Origin of the sequence: Musicola keenii, from assembly GCF_014855505.1 — a bacterium.
Classification (GTDB): domain Bacteria; phylum Pseudomonadota; class Gammaproteobacteria; order Enterobacterales; family Enterobacteriaceae; genus Musicola; species Musicola paradisiaca.
The window spans coordinates 204916-222392 of sequence record NZ_JAAWVW010000006.1; the positions used below are offsets into that span (position 1 = coordinate 204916).

Annotated in this window: 19 protein-coding genes and 1 pseudogene; 3 read left to right on the forward strand and 17 right to left on the reverse strand. The window is 52.9% G+C overall.

The window, feature by feature from the left end; genetic code table 11:
* Nucleotides 1-126: 126 nt before the first annotated feature.
* From HEP82_RS08735 to HEP82_RS08760, 6 genes and pseudogenes are all read right to left on the reverse strand, one after another.
* Nucleotides 127-693: pseudogene (locus tag HEP82_RS08735) on the reverse strand (3'-5' exonuclease); the annotation flags it as partial.
* Entirely contained in the window at nucleotides 690-917 is a 228-nt protein-coding gene (locus HEP82_RS08740; RefSeq protein WP_192457722.1) for a TraR/DksA family transcriptional regulator, read from the reverse strand. The gene HEP82_RS08740 and the pseudogene HEP82_RS08735, both read right to left, overlap by 4 nt.
* Nucleotides 917-1144 (reverse strand): DUF2732 family protein, encoded by a 228-nt coding sequence (locus HEP82_RS08745; protein ID WP_192457723.1) that lies wholly within the window; start codon nucleotides 1142-1144, stop codon nucleotides 917-919. Before HEP82_RS08745 ends, HEP82_RS08740 begins: the two co-directional genes overlap by 1 nt.
* A 68-nt stretch (nucleotides 1145-1212) precedes the next feature.
* On the reverse strand, nucleotides 1213-1533 hold the full coding sequence (locus HEP82_RS08750) for a DUF5347 family protein (protein WP_192457724.1): 321 nt from the start codon (nucleotides 1531-1533) through the stop codon (nucleotides 1213-1215).
* 113 nt (nucleotides 1534-1646) lie between these two features.
* Nucleotides 1647-2150 (reverse strand): phage regulatory CII family protein, encoded by a 504-nt coding sequence (locus tag HEP82_RS08755; RefSeq protein WP_192457725.1) that lies wholly within the window; start codon nucleotides 2148-2150, stop codon nucleotides 1647-1649.
* Nucleotides 2143-2442: a hypothetical protein gene (locus HEP82_RS08760; RefSeq protein ID WP_192457726.1), complete on the reverse strand. Its 300-nt coding sequence runs from the start codon at nucleotides 2440-2442 to the stop codon at nucleotides 2143-2145. Before HEP82_RS08760 ends, HEP82_RS08755 begins: the two co-directional genes overlap by 8 nt.
* A gap of 130 nt (nucleotides 2443-2572) precedes the next feature.
* On the opposite strand from HEP82_RS08760, the gene HEP82_RS08765 reads away from it, so the two are divergent.
* A complete protein-coding gene (locus tag HEP82_RS08765; RefSeq protein ID WP_192457727.1) occupies nucleotides 2573-3145 on the forward strand; it encodes a phage repressor protein CI in 573 nt (190 codons plus the stop codon).
* Complete coding sequence (locus tag HEP82_RS08770) at nucleotides 3145-4176, forward strand: phage integrase (RefSeq protein WP_192457728.1); 1032 nt, start codon at nucleotides 3145-3147, stop codon at nucleotides 4174-4176. The genes HEP82_RS08765 and HEP82_RS08770 overlap by 1 nt, the downstream gene beginning before the upstream one ends.
* Nucleotides 4177-4428: 252 nt before the next feature.
* Here HEP82_RS08770 and apbE read toward each other — a convergent pair whose 3' ends face one another.
* The 10 genes from apbE to rlmG form a co-directional block, all read right to left on the reverse strand.
* The gene (gene apbE, locus HEP82_RS08775) at nucleotides 4429-5490 is read right to left on the reverse strand and encodes an FAD:protein FMN transferase ApbE (protein ID WP_015855032.1); all 1062 of its coding nucleotides are present in this window, start codon (nucleotides 5488-5490) and stop codon (nucleotides 4429-4431) included.
* A 179-nt stretch (nucleotides 5491-5669) separates the two neighbouring features.
* Nucleotides 5670-6671, reverse strand: a complete 1002-nt coding sequence (locus HEP82_RS08780; protein WP_192457729.1) for an ABC transporter ATP-binding protein — start codon at nucleotides 6669-6671, stop codon at nucleotides 5670-5672.
* Nucleotides 6661-7707, reverse strand: coding sequence for an ABC transporter ATP-binding protein (locus tag HEP82_RS08785; RefSeq protein ID WP_192457730.1), 1047 nt, complete (start codon nucleotides 7705-7707; stop codon nucleotides 6661-6663). Before HEP82_RS08785 ends, HEP82_RS08780 begins: the two co-directional genes overlap by 11 nt.
* A gap of 3 nt (nucleotides 7708-7710) precedes the next feature.
* Nucleotides 7711-8604, reverse strand: coding sequence for an ABC transporter permease (locus HEP82_RS08790; RefSeq protein WP_192457731.1), 894 nt, complete (start codon nucleotides 8602-8604; stop codon nucleotides 7711-7713).
* Nucleotides 8605-8606: 2 nt separating this feature from the next.
* Nucleotides 8607-9560 (reverse strand): ABC transporter permease, encoded by a 954-nt coding sequence (locus HEP82_RS08795; protein ID WP_192457732.1) that lies wholly within the window; start codon nucleotides 9558-9560, stop codon nucleotides 8607-8609.
* Between the two features lie 46 nt (nucleotides 9561-9606).
* Nucleotides 9607-11232 carry an ABC transporter substrate-binding protein gene (locus tag HEP82_RS08800; RefSeq protein ID WP_407938279.1) on the reverse strand — a complete coding sequence of 542 codons (1626 nt, stop codon included), beginning with the start codon at nucleotides 11230-11232 and terminating at the stop codon, nucleotides 9607-9609.
* Between the two features lie 671 nt (nucleotides 11233-11903).
* A complete protein-coding gene (spy, locus tag HEP82_RS08805) occupies nucleotides 11904-12377 on the reverse strand; it encodes an ATP-independent periplasmic protein-refolding chaperone Spy (RefSeq protein WP_192457734.1) in 474 nt (157 codons plus the stop codon).
* A gap of 228 nt (nucleotides 12378-12605) precedes the next feature.
* Nucleotides 12606-13607, reverse strand: a complete 1002-nt coding sequence (locus tag HEP82_RS08810) for a pectate lyase family protein (RefSeq protein ID WP_225622384.1) — start codon at nucleotides 13605-13607, stop codon at nucleotides 12606-12608.
* 321 nt (nucleotides 13608-13928) lie between these two features.
* On the reverse strand, nucleotides 13929-14225 hold the full coding sequence (locus tag HEP82_RS08815) for an MbeD/MobD family mobilization/exclusion protein (RefSeq protein ID WP_015855040.1): 297 nt from the start codon (nucleotides 14223-14225) through the stop codon (nucleotides 13929-13931).
* A gap of 118 nt (nucleotides 14226-14343) precedes the next feature.
* Nucleotides 14344-15486, reverse strand: coding sequence for a 23S rRNA (guanine(1835)-N(2))-methyltransferase RlmG (gene rlmG, locus HEP82_RS08820; RefSeq protein ID WP_015855041.1), 1143 nt, complete (start codon nucleotides 15484-15486; stop codon nucleotides 14344-14346).
* A 378-nt stretch (nucleotides 15487-15864) separates the two neighbouring features.
* On the opposite strand from rlmG, the gene HEP82_RS08825 reads away from it, so the two are divergent.
* Nucleotides 15865-16824, forward strand: coding sequence for a TerC family protein (locus HEP82_RS08825; protein ID WP_015855042.1), 960 nt, complete (start codon nucleotides 15865-15867; stop codon nucleotides 16822-16824).
* Nucleotides 16825-16885: 61 nt separating this feature from the next.
* On the opposite strand, the gene HEP82_RS08830 is transcribed toward HEP82_RS08825, so the two are convergent.
* Nucleotides 16886-17431 carry a YgjV family protein gene (locus HEP82_RS08830; RefSeq protein WP_015855043.1) on the reverse strand — a complete coding sequence of 182 codons (546 nt, stop codon included), beginning with the start codon at nucleotides 17429-17431 and terminating at the stop codon, nucleotides 16886-16888.
* Nucleotides 17432-17477 lie beyond the last annotated feature (46 nt).

Below are 17477 nucleotides of genomic sequence, written 5' to 3' on the forward strand. Positions count from 1 at the left end.
GAATGAATCCACACATTTCTCAAGCATCGCCCAATCGTCATCATATGGAAAACCCATTGATACGATATAGGCACCCAAGCGCTCTACGCCGCGAATCATTAACTCGCGTGCTATTTCGTCCGGCACCATTGACGCGGCAGTGCTTTGTATTGCAAGCGCCCGAAGCACGGCAGAAACCAACCCCGCCTGATTAACGGCATCGGTCAGCGCGTGATGCACCGCCGTGCCGGTGAACAGGCGCAAATCAACCCCCTGCGCCTGACCGACCAGCTTCATCGTCCGGACGTCACATTCATTCCAGTATTTCCACGGAATATCAGTTTCCGCGCGCTCAAACGCCGCAGACAAAATAACGCAGTCAAATGACGGTGAATTAGCCCACACTTTTACTTTATTCAGGTCATCGGCATTATCTGTCAGCCAATCGCTAAACTTATTTACGGCATCCCATATCGGGATTGCATCATCACTGACCAATTCCGCGCGCGCTTCCGACGGCTGTTTCAGCCACCATTTAATAGTGTCTCCATCTGGGATCGCGCCGTTTTTCATGTCATTTTCAAAATCGACGCGGCAATAAAATTCCTCGCCTAATTCGCCGGTTTCCGGCTCAAAAAATACCGCCCCGATGGATGCAATCGGTGCATTTTTATTTTTACCCAATATCTCTAAATCAATCATTACGTGTTTCATAATGCCGTTCCTCGGTAGTGTTTATTTTTCAATTCGGCGATTTCCTGACATGTCACGCACAGCGAGACACCCGGCAGAGCGGCGCGGCGGGCCTCTGGGATCTGCGCGTCGCATTCTTCGCAGGTAAAAGCGGATGCAATACGGCCCAGCGGTTGCCGGGCCTTCTTAATCTGGTTTTCACGAATGAATTGCTCGCGTTCCTGAGCCTGATCGATGGAATCCATTAGCGCAGCTCCTGCGATGAATGCTCAAAGCGGGCAGCTTCTTTCCGCATCAGCTCAATGATTTCAACGGCATTCATTTCATGCTGCTGCGCGTGAATTGCCAGCGCCTCCAGCCGTACAGACATGGAAAACAACTGGTCGGCGCGTTCATCAAGTCTTGCCTGAGTCAGCAACGGCAGCATGCCGCTGGCATCAGTAGTCATCTGTCGTGTTTCGATATTTCGCATATATGCCTCTCTGTTTTTGGGCAATAAAAATCCCGGCGCAATAAAGCGCCTGATTTTTTATTCCGTGGTTAAATCAGATTTTTCGGGATGGAATTAATATCAACAAATAATGCCAGCATGGCTTTTCTTACTGCTGACTGTTCATCTGCTGATAACTCGCGGAATTTAATTCCGTGACGGTCGCGGGTAATTCCTGCGCAGAAATAAATAATACTTTTGGTTTTTCCGGCGTCGCCCAGTCGCTCCAAATGCATTTCCAGCTGTTCGCCTGGATCGACATTCAGCAGCTTGCGGCGAATGCCGGACAGGTGCCGAATCCCGGCTTGATACGCCGCGACGTTATCGGGCGTAATTGTGACGTCATATATCCGATTTGCTGTTGCAGACATAAAACCTCCAAACATTCCCCATTAGTAACCGCCTGCTGTCAGGCGCTTGCGAATGAAGCCGGGATGTTTCGACACGCCCGGCGCGTGTTTTCCCTGATGTTGTTTTTATTCTTTCAGCTCAAACCCGCGCCGATTCCGCTGATAACGTCAACAGTCGCGGAAATCGTGGGGTTTTGCTGGATGCGGGCCTGAATTGACAGCCCAACGAGTGACAAAAATCGAATACCGGAATTCACGCTACCGATGAAATCGTGACGCCCGGTTTGCGTCAGGCGTTCAGTTGATACGCTGCCAGCAGCAACAGCGCCAACGGCGGCAGTCGCTTCTAAAACGTAGGTGGTTAGCCGTTCCGGCTTTGCCTCATTCATGGGCACGGCTGGCATGCACTTCATTTGAGCCAGCAGGCCATCAATCAGCGTCGGGTCTTCTGTAACGTCCGTGATGTGCCACAACTCTTCGCACGTCAGCTTATGCGGTTGTTCGGGGTTCAGCTTGTTACGCAGCATCTGCGAGCGCATACCGACCGCTGCCGCCACGGCCTCAAGGTTGTGACGCTGGGCGAACTGTCGGCAGGCGTCGTTGAAATGCGGTTGTTTATCCACCTGGTAATCAAACATGGTCTAAACCTCGCTGATTCCCATAAAGTGAATTATCAAACACAATTTTGAAATGGGAGTGCCCCAGCGCGGCGCGCATCTGGTCTTCTTTGTAGCGCGCGTAGTAGATACGAATCGGGCCGCCCGCTTTTTTACAGCCTTTCTTGATCTTGCGCGGTTCGATGGGTACGCGAGGGTTATCACCGGTTGTCCAACGGTAAGCAGTGCGCTCTGACACTCCCTCAAGTTCTGCGAACTGCTGAAGGGTCACAACAGGCGCAGGGAGCCTAATTATTGCGATTTCAGAAGCCATGTTGCATGATTCCTTATTTGAAAATTTCAGACAGTGATAGCTAAAGTTTTGCCGGCGTTTGCCATCAACTACCACCAACAATCGAATCCTAATGCGATTAATCGCATTAGTCAACTTGGAATTGCGATTTATGGACTTTGAAAGCCAAATTTCAAACGAAGAAGTTTTAGATAGAATCTGTCAGGTCTACGGATTCACACAGAAAATCCAGCTCGCAAACCATTTCAATATCGCAGCTAGTACGCTGCAAAACCGCTACACACGGGGCAATGTCTCCTACGATTTCGCTGCATTTTGCGCTCTTGAAACTGGCGTTAGCATCAAATGGATCCTGACGGGGCAAGGCCCGCTAAAAGCAGAAGAGCGCTTAAATTTAGCCTGCGAGATCCAATTGTTCACATTAAGTGAAGGCCGACTTACGGAAAATGGGTTTTTGAATATCGACCCTGAGCTTTTTGAAAAACCACTAAAGAGTGCTATCTGCGTTAGAAGCGAAAGCAAAAGTTACATCATCGAGAAAGATGCCCCTCTGGCTGATGGCCTCTGGATTGTTGATGTCGAGGGCGCAATTAGCCTCAGAGAACTAACAGTTCTGCCCGGTAAAAGACTGCACGTCGCAGGTGGTAAGGTGCCTTTTGAATGTGGAATTGATGAGATAAAAACGATTGGCCGTGTTGTAGGTGTGTATAGCGAGGTCAACTGATGACTGTACGCAAAAATCCTGATGGCGGCTGGATATGTGAGCTATACCCGAACGGCGCGAAAGGGAGGCGCATTCGCAAGAAGTTCGCCACAAAAGGCGAAGCGCTGGCGTTTGAGCAGTACACAGTACAAAACCCGTGGAATGAAGAAAAAGAAGACCGACGCACGCTAAAAGAGCTGGTTGACGCATGGTACAGCGCCCACGGCATAACACTACGCGATGGACTCAAACGCCAAGGCGCTATGCATCACGCATTTGAATGCATGGGCGAACCACTTGCGCGCGACTTCGATGCACAAATGTTTTCACGCTACAGGGAGGGGCGGCTCAGAGGTAAATACGCACGATCGAATAGAGTGCTGGAGGTATCCCCTCGCACATTAAATCTGGAGCTAACTTACTTCCGGGCAATGTTCAACGAGCTGGGTAGGCTCGGCGAATGGAAAGGCGAAAACCCTCTGAAAAACATGCGCCCATTCCGCACAGAAGAAATGGAAATGGCGTGGCTGACCCACGATCAGATCGCTCTACTGCTGTCGGAATGCAAACGGCATGAGCACCGCGACTTAGAAACGGTAGTGAGAATATGCCTGGCTACAGGAGCCAGGTGGTCAGAAGCTGAGGGGCTAAAGAAAAGCCAGCTCGCAAAATATAAAATCACGTACATAAACACTAAGGGCAAGAAAAACAGAACCGTTCCGATCAGCCAGGAGCTTTACGAGTCTCTACCCGATAAAGGCGGAAGGCTTTTTACTGATTGCTATGGCGCATTTCGGTCAGCACTGGAAAGAACAGGCATCGAATTACCAGCGGGTCAACTTACCCACGTTTTGCGCCATACTTTCGCCAGTCATTTCATGATGAATGGCGGTAATATTCTTGTATTACAGCGCGTGCTGGGGCATACCGACATCAAAATGACCATGCGTTATGCACATTTTGCCCCCGACCATTTAGAGGATGCAGTGAGACTAAACCCACTGGCGATGAGTGGCGATAAAGTGGCGACAGAAACGGCGAATGACGGCTAATTCTTGGCAAACAATGTCATATTATGTCACTGATAAGTATGATAAAACATTGATTTCCCGTTGCTTCGGTAAGAACTCATAATCGCTTGGTCGTTGGTTCAAACCCAACAGGGGCCACCAAATTTTGACAGTAAAATCATATGATTAAGCCACCTTTTAGCAGGTGGCTTTTTTGTATTTGGCGTAGCGCGTCGCACTGGGTTTGGCAGGCAACCAAAGGCGACCTGCCATCAGCACGGTTTATTACCATTATTACTGCTCAGGTAATAGAAATGCCTTGAACTGCGGGGTCATGACCGCCTCGTAGCCCTTATCCGTCTTGGTAATCAGATATACCGCCATGCTTTGCTGTTCAGCTAACTTCAATGCCTTTTCCGTCCCCAGCACCATCAATCCGGTATCCCATCCGTCCGCTTCCAACGCGGTTTTGGCTATCACCGTAGCGGAAACCAATTGATGGGTAATTGGCCTGCCGGTTGCGGGATCAATAACGTGGGAGTAACGCTTGCCATTTTGTTCAAAATAGTTGCGATAGCTGCCCGCAGTGCTGATCGAATAGCCTTGCAGGTTCACCGATGCCTGAATAGCATTCTCTTTGTCTGTCGGTTTTTGGATCGCCACTCGCCAGGGCAACCCTTGTGCATTTACGCCACGGCTGGAGATCGCCCCCCCCACCGACACCAAATAATTGGTGATCCCTTTTTGAGTCATCAATTGCGCCAACAGATCCGCGCCATATCCCTCACCCAGCGTGGAGAGATCGACATAGAGATCCGGCAAATCCTTTTGGATCCACTCGCCTTTCTCATTGCTTATCAATGTCAAATGGTTTAACCCAACCTTCTGACGAGCAGCATCGATCTGCTGCTGGCTGGGAATGGTCGCCGGTTGCTTTTGCGGGCCAAAACCCCACAAGTTGACCAGAGGCCCTACCGTAATATTCATGGCGTCCCCTGTCGCCCGACCGATACGTTGCGCGGTCAGAATGATATCCGCCATGCCGCCGCTAATCGGTTGCGGATCACTGCCTTGATAACGGTTAAAACGCGATAACGTGGAATCCTTGCGATAGGTCGAAATCTCATTATTGGCCTGTTCCAGCAAGGCATCGATTTCTTGTTGCAGTTGCGGCTGTCCCTCCGGTAATTCACCACTGATTTTCACACTGTAGAAAGTCCCCATGGTTTTTCCCTCCAGGGTGGTCAACTTACGTGTATTGACTGACGGTTTATCGCCGCCGTCGCTGCCGTTACACGCAGTCAGCAGACCAAGCGCACCGAAAAAAATCATGCATTTAAAGGCAGGAAACGCCATGAAGAACACTCCTTGGATAAAATCAACGTGCTATTGATAGAGCAAGATTGGGCGCTTGAAAAGCAAAGAAACGACAAAACCTGTTTAAACGCAATGTCAGGTCAGTTCCGGCAGTAACGCCCGGCGCAATCGTAACGCCGGGCATAAGGGAGGGGAATCGTCGTCAACCCGATGTTCCATCAAGGGGCGGCAAACGAGGGAATCGGCAGTTCACGCCAGCGGTGGCAGCTCACCACATGGCGCGCCGCCACACTTTCCTGTTCGGGAACCGCCTGTGAGCAGGCCGGGCCGGCATGAGGGCAGCGCTCGGCAAATGCGCATCCCGGCGGCAAACGGGAAAGATCCGGCGGCGATCCGGGGATACACTTCAGTACATCGCCTTTTTTCAGCCCCCCGCGGTGGCGGCTACCCAGCAGTACCTGCGTGTAAGGATGACGCGGCTGCGTCATGATCTCTTTCAGCGATGCCTCCTCGACAATGCGCCCGGCATACATCACCGCCACACGATCGGCAATCTCCACGGCGGCGCCGATATCATGGGTGACAAAGATAATAGCCAGCCCCAACGCCTTCTGTTGTTCGCGCAGCAGAATCAGAATCTGGATCTGCACTGTGGCATCCAACGCGGTGGTGGGCTCATCCGCCAACAACAGTTCAGGCTGGCACGACAGCGCCAGCGCGATCATCGCCCGTTGGCGCATTCCTCCGGACATTTCATGAGGATAAGCGTCAAGCCGCTGCTCAGGGCTGGGAATACGCACCTGTCGCAACGCTTCCAGCGCTCGCTGGCGCGCCGCCTGATAGGAAAGCCCTTCATGGCGGCGCAACCCTTCGATTATCTGCTGGCCGACGCTGTAGACTGGGTCGAAGGCCAGCAGCGGCTCCTGAAAAATCATGGCCGTTTTCGCACCGCGGAAACGCCGCAGCGCGGCGGGAGACATCGTCAGAACCTCCTCGCCATCCACGTGGATAGCCCCGCTCATGGTCGTACTCTGCGGGGGATGCAACCGCATCAACGCCCGCAGCGTCACGCTTTTGCCGGAGCCGGACTCCCCAATCAGCGCCATCACTTCTCCACGCCCAACGTCCAACGAAACGCCGTTGACCGCCTCAATCACCTGTCCACCGCGCCGAAAACGGACGTGCAGATTATCAATACTGACAAAACGCTCATGCGACATCGACCACCTCCCGAACGTCAATGAAATTGCCGTGATACGGTGAATCGGGCTGAGCCATCAGGCAGGCGCTGTGATGATCGTCGCCGACACTCAACAGCCGCGGCTTTTGCTGAGCGCACACCGCTTTCGCCTGCGGGCAGCGGGTATGGAAACGACAGCCGGACGGCGGTGCGATCGGGCTAGGCGGATCGCCGGACAACGGCGATTCCAGCGTTCGGCTATCCGGATCCATCGACGGCATCGAGCTCAGCAGCGCACGGGTATAAGGGTGTTTAGCGTCGGTAAACAACGCTTCCGCCGGGCCGACCTCCACCACCTCCCCCAGGTACATCACCAGAATGCGATCCGAAAGATAACGCACCACATGCAGATCGTGGCTGATAAACACATAGGTCAGATCCAGCGTTCGCTTTAAATCCAGCAGCAGCTGCAACACTTGCGCCTCTACTGACTTGTCCAGTGCCGACACCGCCTCATCAAGAATCACCAACCGCGGCTTCATCGCCAGCGCCCGAGCAATATTCACGCGCTGCCGCTGGCCGCCGGAAAGCTCATGCGGATAACGGTGAGCAAAACGCGACGGTTCCAGGCCAACATGCGCCAACAAATAGCGGGCGTATTCGCTGGCTTGTCGACGGGGAATACCGTGCACACGCTGCCCGAACGCGATGCTTTCTTCCATGGTCAGACGCGGATTAAGGGACGCATAGCTGTCCTGAAAAACCATCTGCACCTGACGACGATAGGATTTCATCGGCAAACGAGCGGATCCGACCGACTGTCCATCAAAAATCAGCTCACCGCTATCCTGTGTCGACAACTGCATCAGCAACCGTGCGGTGGTGGATTTGCCGCACCCCGATTCCCCCACCACCCCCAATGTTTCCCCTTTTCTCACCTCGAAACTGACGTGATCCACCGCCTGAACCACGCTGTGCGCGGCGCCTTTGCGCACATGAAAATGCTTGACCAGATTATCCACTGTCAGCAGCGGCTGAGCCGGCCCACCGAGATCCTCATTGATAAATGGCTGCATCCGTTACTCCTTGATAGCCATGGCGGCGCGCAAGCGATCCGCAAGAATGTTGAAGGAAATCGAGGTAACGAAAATCATCATGCCCGGCAGGGCGGCCACCCAAGGTTGAGTGTAGATGGCGGTACGCAGCGTATTCAGCATCAACCCCCATTCCGGCTCCGGCGGGCGAACGCCCAGCCCCAGAAACGACAGGCCGGACGCCAGAATCATGCATACCGAAATCAGCCCGGTGGAAAACACAAAAACAGGCCCCAGCACATTGCCCAGCACCTGCACGCGAATGATGGTAAACGCGCTGGCGCCGGTGGCGCGGGCCGCGTCGATATAATCCATGTGCCGCACCTGCGTCGTCACACTCTCGGCGATTCGCGTCACCTGCGGCACGAACACCAGCGTCAACGACAATAGCGCGTTGCCAATCCCTGCGCCCATCGCGCCGGACAGCGCGATCGCCAGTAGCACCGACGGAAAAGCGTAGAAAATATCGATGGTACGCATGATTAGCGTATTCACACGTCCGCCGGCATAACCGGCGATGATGCCGATGGCCCCACCGATAAAAAAAGCGAACACGACCGGGACGATCCCCATAAACAGCGACAATCGTGTACCGAGGATCAGCCGGGACAGCATATCGCGACCCAGCTCGTCGGAGCCGAGGACAAAGCCGGGTGCGCCGATCGGCTTGAGACGCATAAACATAGACGTCTGATAGGGATCTTTAACGATCAACCAGGGGCCGAACACCGCCAGCGCCAGCAGCAAAAGAATCACGCCGCCGACAGCCATACCGGTCGGATCGCGCAGCAGACGGATCAGTACGCCGGACCAGTAACCGCCGGTCGCCGCCGGCGCGGTACTGACCATCGCCGTTTTTGACGTTGCCGTATCCACCATCGTCAGCTCCTTTTAATCCGTGGATCGAGCGCGGTTTGCAGGATATCCACCAGCAGATTGAGCAGCACAAAAAACAGCGCCAGCACCCAGATGGTGCCCTGCAACAACGGCAAGTCGCGCTGGAAGATGGCGGTATTGAGCAGCAGGCCGGTTCCCGGCCAGGAGAAAACGGTCTCCACCAGAATCGAGCCGCCCATCAAATACCCGACTTGCAGCCCCATCACCGCCAGCGCGGTCGGCGCGGCGTTTTTCATCACATGCAGAAAAACGCCAAACTCGCTCAGCCCGCGGGCACGTAGACCGATAATGAACTCCTGACTCAGGATATCCGCCACCTGGGAACGGACGGTACGGGCAATAATGCCGGTGGGGATCACCGACAGCGTAATGGCCGGCAACACCATAAACTGCAGATGCGCCCAGTCCCACGCCCATCCCGGCTCGCCGATCGGGCCGCCACCGGTGGCGGGCAGCACTGCCAGTTTTACGCAGAACACGATCACCAGCAGCATCCCCAGCCAGTAGTGCGGCACACTGACGCCGAAGACCGACAGCACCGATGCAATACGATCGATCGCACTGTTGCGAAAGTAACCGGCCACAAAACCAAACAGGCTGCCGAGTAGAAACCCGATGCTGGTCGCCAGCAAAGCCAAACGCAGTGAATAGGACACGGCGGTCATCACTTCGGAAATCACCGGTCGGCCGGTCGCTACCGACAATCCCAAGTCACCTTGCAGCGCCCGCCACAACCAGAGTAGAAACTGCACCGGCAGCGGTTTGTCAAAGCCGTACGCCTGCATCAATGAATGGCGCAGCGACTCGGATGCATCCGGCGGCATCACCGATACCAAGGGATCGCCGGGAGCGATCTGCACCAGCAGAAAACAGACTGCCGCCACGCCCAGCATGGTTGGGATCGCCAGCAGTACACGGTAAAACAGGGTAGAAAGCATATCCCCTCCTTGGGCAGCGCCTGCAACGGCACCGCCATCAGTGCCGTTACTCTTTCTTGCTGACCAGCGCCAGATCGATAAACCAGCTTTGCGGCTGTACCACGCCGGTCACTGCCGGGGAGATAGCACGCGGGCCGACGTCATGCGCCACAAACAGGAATGGCGCCTGATCGACAATTGCGGCATGCAGCTCGGCAGCCGCCGCATCCATCTCTGCCGGCGTAAAGGCCTGTTTCACCCGAGCGATAAGGGTTTCGGTTTCAGGCGTTGAGAAAAACCCCCAGTTGGTGGCGACCGGCGGAAAGGCCTTCTCGGTGGCGAAGCGGATCATGCCGAAATAGGGATCGGCGACTGCCGCGCTGACGTTGATAGCGTCAATACCCTTAGACGCCGGATCCTTCGCGCCCAGCCGCCAATTGGTGAACAGGGTGTTCCATTCAGTGACTTTGATGTCTACATCAAAGAAACAGCTTTTCAGGTTCTGCTGGATATATTCGTTCATCGGCAGCGGTTGCATCTGGCCGGAACCGGAAGCGGACGTCGCTACCGTCACGTGTAGCGGTTTGCCGGCGCTGAACCCGGCTTCGCTCATCAGCTTACGGGCGGCGTCCGGGTCGTATTTGATCTCGAACGTCGGTTTACCGTGCCACGGGCTGTCGCTTTCATAAACACCGGTGGCTTCCTTCATATAGCCGCCAAGGTAACTTTTCAGTTCACCGCGGTTTAGGCATAGGTTCGCCGCCTTGCGTACCCGAATATCTTTCCACGGCGATCCCTCCAAAAAGGAGAACTGCCACGGCCACAGATGCGGCTGAGCGTTGGCGTAAATCTGGAATCCCTGCGCCTTGATTTGCGCTACCGCATCCGGCGCGGGCGCCTCAATCCAGTCCACCTGTTTTGAAAGCAACGCGGCGGTACGGGCGTTGGCTTCCGGTAACGGGATCAGCACCACTTGATCGACGCGGGGAACGCGATCTTTGTTCCAGTAATCGGGGTTCTTTTTCAGGATCAACTGCTGACGCGGCACCAGTTTTTCCAGCTCAAACGGCCCACTGCCTACCGCATGTGCGGCAAAATCAGTCCACGCCTGTTTGCTGCGCGCTGCGCTATCCCCCGCAGAGGCCGGCACCGCATCAAAATATTTCTGCCAGGCGGTGGGGGATACGATGAACAGGTTGGTTACGTTATACGGCAGCAACGCATCCGGTTCGGACGTCACCAGCACGACGGTGTCGTCGTTGATTTTCTCCGCGCTTCGGAGCGTCGGCATCCGCGCCAGCGTATTGCCTATCTGCCCCGGCGCGTACTGCGGGGCATTTTTGTCCAATACCTTGGCGACGTTCCAGACAATCGCGTCGGCATTCACATCGGTACCGTCATGAAATTTCACGCCTTTACGCAGGGTGAAAATCCAGCGGCTCTTATTGGCCGGATCCACGTGCCATTCGGTCGCCAGCCCGGGCACCAACCCACTGGGCTTTTCCCCTTGCGACAGATCCCATTCCACCAACGCATCATACAGGGGGATACCGGTGAAACGGTTCCCCTCAAACCCCTGATCGGGCTGGCCGAGCGTCAACGGAATATCCGCCGCCGTCATCGCGATGCGCAGTGTGGAAGCCTGAACCAGAGTATTGCCAAGGGCCAGCGCGCAAAAAGCGCCAACCAACATGAAGTTACGGGAAGAACGTGAATATTTCGGCATTGCAGTTTCCCTGTTGAAAATGGCTGCGGGTTGATACCCGTCGTTAGCGCCGTCTATCACGGCGAGACGCTGTTCATATCCAATAAGGCGTACAGCAAAATGCGTACCAACGGCCCGTCTAGCAGGGGACGTTCAGCAAGGGAAATAACGAAAAAAATCATATAATATTGATTTAAATGAAATATATAACTCCATGCATTGGTGACATCAATCGGATGATGCCCTCGCCGCCAGCAGGATAAAGCAAAATTCCCCTGCACTATGCCGGTGAAATTTATGCACTATTGAATAATTTACCTGCGATGCGTACTCGGCATAGCGCCTGCGCACGCTGACGTGCTGAATAACATGGCGCATTGGTATAACGCGGGAGGAGTGCAGCCGCCGATACCTTATCGGAACAGAAAGGATTATCGGGAAAGAAAGGAAATAATGAATAGGGTATATACCCGACAGACTTCAGGTTGCTGGTGTGTTGGCTTTCCTCGCTCCCCCCGTCACTGACGTGAATGCACTCCTGGGGATTCGCTGCGTTGCCGCCTTCCTGCAACTCGCATTATGTAGAGTATCTATAGCCGTTATTGGTTGCGAAAACGCCCCGCAATCTTCACAAGTATTGCGGGGCGCAAGTGGAGAAATTACTGAGGCGCTTTTGGCGGCATCGGTTCATTCATGTGTTTTTCGAAGTTATCGTTAAACACTTTTTTCTGTTCCGCCGTCAGCACATTATACATTTTGTTCTGGATTTCCAAACGCTGCAGCAAACGGGCTTTTTTGTTTTCCGTCATCTTATCCACCAGACCTTGGGCTTTGGCCGAATCAAAGCTGTCGGAGGCAATCAGACTATGAAAAGCACGACGTTCTTCAACGGAGGGACGTTCCCCTTTACGTGTATTCTGCACGATATCACGCATTTTCTGTTTCTGTTCTTCCGTCAGGTTCAACCCACGGAACATCATATCCTGTTCCATGCCTTTTCCACCGTGTTCACCGCGATGGTGCTGCATCATCGGCGCTGATGAATCCATAGCGGCATTTCCCTGCGCATAGACAACGCCTGTGGCACCCAGGGCTAAAGCAGAGGCAAACATAACCGCAATTAATTTAGACATAATTTCTTTCCTCACGTTATGGCTTTATTGGCTGACACGTTATTCAACCGTTGCAATGCAGTATACGTGGGCAAATTTCAGGTAGTGCGAGTAAGGGTAAAATTATGAAAGGGTATTATTCACAATTAACGGAATTGTGGAGAAAGAGGAAATATTCTGTAAGGGTAAATATTGAGACGATAAAAAACGGGCTGTCGCCAGCCCGTTAGTCCTTAATCAACGATCTAATTACCCCCCAAAAGTCAGGCTGGAACTTTGGGCACCGGCATAATTCTGCGCAAATGTTTTTGCCGCTGAAGCCGTTTTCAACGTATAGCTGTAATTGGATGAAGGCGTCCACTTACTGGCTGATGATGACTGATTGGTGATCGACGGCGTACTGCCGGTATCGGTAAATGTTCCGGTGCCTTTATCATCCAGCATGCCGTTGGTGCTGCTGGTTGTGCCAAAATAGTTATATTCGGACACGATCTTGGCATTCTGCGCTAGCGTAAATCCCAGATGGTATTGATCGATATAATTGTTGTAAGCGTGGTAATAGCCATACCGCATCAACCCCGGCGCACGAACATAAACATTACTGAAATAGCAATGGCAAATGGTCAGATGCGGATAACCATCGTAAGTTGACACATAGCTGCTGCCATCCTGCGGATATCCGAAAATCAGCCCATATTCATGGTTTTTAAACAGGCAGTTACTGATAGTAACGTAATCTGCTTTCTCACCGACATAAATCAGTTTATCCAACCCACCGTCGGTCAGCGTATAGGAGTGACCAGGGAAAGTCAGATGATCAAGCCAGTATTTATTCCCATGCGTCAGGTAAACTTGAATATCATCGTTACCGTTGATAGAGCTTGTGTGCTTAATTGTCAGGTTCTGGAAAATAATATTATTAGAACTCGACGTAGTGCGAAAATGGATATTAGTCAGGGTATTATTAGAATAGGATCCAATAATGGTTTTATTCGCTCCCATCGATACCTTGGTCAGAGAGCTGGCGCTGATATTGGCATTAATAACCAGAATCTTCGCATCCGTCCCGGCAATATGCGTTTTCAAATCACTCAGGCTGGTAATAGTGACGACTGTTCCGCCTGTCCCCCCCGTAGTGCTACCTGCTTTTGCAAAACCCACCATTCCAGAAGTACCATAATTAGGGTATGCCATAATATTTCTCCTGCAATAATTAAATAATAAAAAAGAAAACTTCTCTTTTTTAGACATATCTGATCATTCAGACAGGAATACCCTACAACAGTTAATTAACCCTCTCATTTTCATTCTATTTACTCACCTACTACACAACGAAGGGTGAATGTATCTATTTAAAAATCAAACAAATAAATAATAAGCAAAAAACACGCAAAATCATTATCCGAAAATATATTTTATATTTTGAATAATTCACATTGCAGGAAGATGCCGCCGCAATAAATCGCCAGGAGACGGATCAAATATGTAAATGGGATGAGAAAAAGAAATCAACACATCTGCAACTCGCAACATGCCAGACATCAACATATCTATTGTCTGCCCTGAAAATATTCAGGGCAGCGAGCGTTTAAATGCTGCCGCTTCTTTCGCCAGCGCATCCAGATGGGCTCGAATCAGATTCACTTTTTGCAGCAGCGGATTACGTTCAGGAGAATCATCCATTAAATTCACCCGCGTCACCAACTCATTGATGCGAGCACACAAATCCGCTTCACGCTGCTGTGCTTGCGCCAGTTGCAAATGCAGACGCTGATAGTCCTGCCGCCAGTTTTGTTGCTGCCGCCTAACGCTCTCCTCCAACGACAGCAGTGCGTTTTCCAGACGAGTTTCCCACTCTTCAATACACATCGTGATTCCTTCGCTTACTTAACCTGCGAATTATAATAACAGTGCGGCATCGCAACAAACCTTGTTCCTACCATCGACGCAACCATTCAGCCGCATCCTGCGCCACGGAGCAGAGTGTTTAACGTCGCCGACATTCGCTCTTCACAGCGCGTAACACCACAAATTTGGCGTTGCTGGCAACATTCTCGCAATTACCGAACAGATGTTTGAGCTTGTGGAAATAATTCAGATGGCGGTTGCCCACAATCCTTAACTCGCCGCCGACCTTCAGGCAACGGCGGGCATCAAGGAACATCTGCCAGGCGATATCGTCCGTGATGGTTTGCTGCTGATGAAACGGCGGATTGCACAACACCGCCTGCAGGCTATCATGAGCGACGCCTGACAATGAATGATTCACCACAAACCGGCACCGCGGCGCATCGTCAGGACAGTTCGTCATCACATTCCGCTGGCTGGATGCCACCGCCATATAGGACTCATCGAAAAAACTCATTGTCGCCAATGGATTAGACTTCAACGCCGCCAGGCCGACGACGCCATTGCCACACCCCAAATCCGCGATGTTTCCATCCAATCCGGTAGGCAAATGTTGCATAAAGAATCGGGCGCCGATATCCAGCCCGCTGCGCGAAAAAACATTGGCGTAATTGTGGATTTGATAACCGAGTTCATCCAGCGGCCAGACCGACACCATGTCATCTTCAGCGACCGTCTGCGCTTCCGGCTGACAAAAAATCAGACGCGCTTTTTTCCAGGCCAGAGAGGTACGTGTCTCCCCCAAGATCCGTTCAAACAGATCCAGTGTCGAGGTATGAATATCACGGGCTTTTGCCGCCGCCAGTACGCGCGTTCGCGGTGTAACCACCCGCCGCAATTGACGAAGCTGGTGCTCTAGCAACGCCAGCGTCTTCGGCACTTTGATCACCACCAACGCGGGGGATTCCGGCAGAGGCGCTAAACTGTCAAGCAACGTGACGCCCTCCAGCCCATAGCCATTGAGGGCCAAATTGTGTCGGGTTGCGAGCTGGCTGAGCAGAGAATCGCTGATGCAGTAAGGATTATGCGCATACAGCCCGCACGCCAGCGCGCCGAACGCATCGTTGAAAACCAGCAGAGGCCCCGGCGCAATCTCCAGGGCCGCCAGTTCGCGCAGCAAATATTCATCCGCCGCATCCCACGCTTGCAACGACGACTGCGCATCAACCTGCGGGTAACGAATCAGACTCAGGCTGCGATTCTCCAGCTCAAATTGGCTCATAGCCACTCCTGTCATACACAATCCGGCGCTGTTTATCCCCTAAATTCGCCTTCCAGTAAATGATTTTTCCTGATGAAAGCGCCTTTTTTCCCGACAAATATCCACGACTGCGCATCAGGCCGCCATACCGATGGCAGGCGGTTTGATCCTCCCGGAGATTTCACCTATCTTTAACCACGCAAAGGGGAGTAACTTCTCGCCGGTCAATCGTCATTACGGTGCATTACGCACCCGGTTGCCGGGCAACCTTAATGAGTATTCCACATTAAGTTGTAAGTGAGACCTTGCCGGAAGGCGAGGTACATTTGCAATTTAAGCGCAAACGGCCGGTGCCTTCTGACACGGGCCGTTTTTGTTTTCTGACTGAGGAATAGGGTTATGGTCACGACGATAGGTACCCCTCTGTTGTGGGGAAGTTTCTCCTTGATTGTGTCGATCATGCTGGCGATCGATCTGTTCTACCAGCGGCGCAAAGGCGCCACCGTGATGACATTCAGGCAGGCAGCCGCATGGTCATTGACCTGGGTGGCGCTCGCCGTGCTGTTCAATGCCGCATTCTGGTGGTACCTCAGCACGACAGTTGGGCGGGAAGTAGCAGATGTCCAGGCGTTGGCTTTCTTCACCGGTTATCTGATCGAAAAAGCGCTGGCCGTGGATAACGTCTTTGTCTGGTTGATGCTGTTCGGCTATTTCGCCATCCCGGCGCAATACCAGCGCAAAGTCCTGATTTATGGCGTTCTGGGTGCGATTGTACTGCGTACCATCATGATCTTCGCCGGCAGTTGGCTGGTAACGCAGTTCCAGTGGTTGTTGTACCTATTCGGCGCGTTTCTGCTGTTTACCGGCCTGAAAATGGCGTTGGCGAAAGAAGACGGCGCAGCGATTGGCGATAAGCCGGTTGTCCGCTGGCTACGTGGCCACCTGCGTATTACCGATACTCTGCACGGTGAAAAATGGTTCGTCGTCAGAGACGGGCTGCTCTATGCCACACCGCTGCTACTGGTGCTGATTCTGGTAGAGATCAGCGATGTCATTTTCGCGGTAGACAGCATTCCGGCCATCTTCGCCGTCACCACCGATCCGTTCATCGTACTGACGTCGAATTTGTTCGCCATTCTGGGCTTACGCGCCATGTATTTCCTGCTGGCCGGCGTCGCGGAAAAATTCTCGCTGCTAAAATACGGGCTGGCCGTGATCCTGGTGTTTATCGGCGTCAAGATGGTGATCATCGATCTGGTGCATATTCCGGTTGCCGTTTCGCTCGGCGTCGTCGCCGCGATACTGACCGTCACTATACTCATCAATATCTGGGTCAACCGCCGTCAACGCCAGCGTTGAGCCATCACCACAACGCAGGGGCATGCCCTGCGTTGTGGCTCGGCGTTAACACATCTGCGGCTCAGGCTCTTTTCGCCAGCGCCGCCTTTTCTACCTTGAAAGGGTCAATCCCGCGCAGCTGCATGCGGCGGAACCGAATGATATTAAAGCCGTTCATGATGAGAAAGCTGCCTTCAATCAGCGAACCGCCGATCGAACCCAACCAGATATTGTGGATCACCCACATGGCCGTCGCGCACCACATCACACAACGGGTTTTTAATCCGTGAGTTCGGAATAACGCCCAGGTACTGATAATCGTTCCGATGATGGGCAGCATTTCCACGGGATGCCTGACCCCAGGAATACCCAGCGCCAACGTCAAGGCGATAAACACAAACATGACGGCGATATTGCTGGTTTTAAGGGTCACTAACGTACGCAGGGCGTTGAGCACGGCGCTCATGCCTGCGGCGTTCGCCCCCATCAGGAAAAAGTGCCCACCAATAACTGCACTATAGATAGAGAGCTGTAGCTTGAATTTTTTCTCATTTCGGTTAAAAAACATGGTGATACCGACAAAAAACGCCAGTACACCCACAGCCTGGGCAAACTCGTAAAGTGTCATGATTACAGCCTCGGAACTGAGTGCATAAAAATAAAACGGCGTTTCT

What these genes read in the sequence shown, in the direction of transcription:
- apbE (WP_015855032.1), bottom strand. Translation starts at nt 5,490, where the DNA reads ATGGCGTTTCCTGCCTTTAAATGCATGATTTTTTTCGGTGCGCTTGGT.
- HEP82_RS08780 (WP_192457729.1), bottom strand. Translation starts at nt 6,671, where the DNA reads ATGTCGCATGAGCGTTTTGTCAGTATTGATAATCTGCACGTCCGTTTT.
- HEP82_RS08755 (WP_192457725.1), bottom strand. Translation starts at nt 2,150, where the DNA reads ATGTTTGATTACCAGGTGGATAAACAACCGCATTTCAACGACGCCTGC.
- HEP82_RS08815 (WP_015855040.1), bottom strand. Translation starts at nt 14,225, where the DNA reads ATGTGTATTGAAGAGTGGGAAACTCGTCTGGAAAACGCACTGCTGTCG.
- rlmG (WP_015855041.1), bottom strand. Translation starts at nt 15,486, where the DNA reads ATGAGCCAATTTGAGCTGGAGAATCGCAGCCTGAGTCTGATTCGTTAC.
- spy (WP_192457734.1), bottom strand. Translation starts at nt 12,377, where the DNA reads ATGTCTAAATTAATTGCGGTTATGTTTGCCTCTGCTTTAGCCCTGGGT.
- HEP82_RS08745 (WP_192457723.1), bottom strand. Translation starts at nt 1,144, where the DNA reads ATGCGAAATATCGAAACACGACAGATGACTACTGATGCCAGCGGCATG.
- HEP82_RS08795 (WP_192457732.1), bottom strand. Translation starts at nt 9,560, where the DNA reads ATGCTTTCTACCCTGTTTTACCGTGTACTGCTGGCGATCCCAACCATG.
- HEP82_RS08740 (WP_192457722.1), bottom strand. Translation starts at nt 917, where the DNA reads ATGGATTCCATCGATCAGGCTCAGGAACGCGAGCAATTCATTCGTGAA.
- HEP82_RS08825 (WP_015855042.1), top strand. Translation starts at nt 15,865, where the DNA reads ATGGTCACGACGATAGGTACCCCTCTGTTGTGGGGAAGTTTCTCCTTG.
- HEP82_RS08810 (WP_225622384.1), bottom strand. Translation starts at nt 13,607, where the DNA reads ATGTCTAAAAAAGAGAAGTTTTCTTTTTTATTATTTAATTATTGCAGG.
- HEP82_RS08760 (WP_192457726.1), bottom strand. Translation starts at nt 2,442, where the DNA reads ATGGCTTCTGAAATCGCAATAATTAGGCTCCCTGCGCCTGTTGTGACC.
- HEP82_RS08830 (WP_015855043.1), bottom strand. Translation starts at nt 17,431, where the DNA reads ATGACACTTTACGAGTTTGCCCAGGCTGTGGGTGTACTGGCGTTTTTT.
- HEP82_RS08770 (WP_192457728.1), top strand. Translation starts at nt 3,145, where the DNA reads ATGACTGTACGCAAAAATCCTGATGGCGGCTGGATATGTGAGCTATAC.
- HEP82_RS08800 (WP_407938279.1), bottom strand. Translation starts at nt 11,232, where the DNA reads ATGTTGGTTGGCGCTTTTTGCGCGCTGGCCCTTGGCAATACTCTGGTT.
- HEP82_RS08790 (WP_192457731.1), bottom strand. Translation starts at nt 8,604, where the DNA reads ATGGTGGATACGGCAACGTCAAAAACGGCGATGGTCAGTACCGCGCCG.
- HEP82_RS08765 (WP_192457727.1), top strand. Translation starts at nt 2,573, where the DNA reads ATGGACTTTGAAAGCCAAATTTCAAACGAAGAAGTTTTAGATAGAATC.
- HEP82_RS08750 (WP_192457724.1), bottom strand. Translation starts at nt 1,533, where the DNA reads ATGTCTGCAACAGCAAATCGGATATATGACGTCACAATTACGCCCGAT.
- HEP82_RS08785 (WP_192457730.1), bottom strand. Translation starts at nt 7,707, where the DNA reads ATGCAGCCATTTATCAATGAGGATCTCGGTGGGCCGGCTCAGCCGCTG.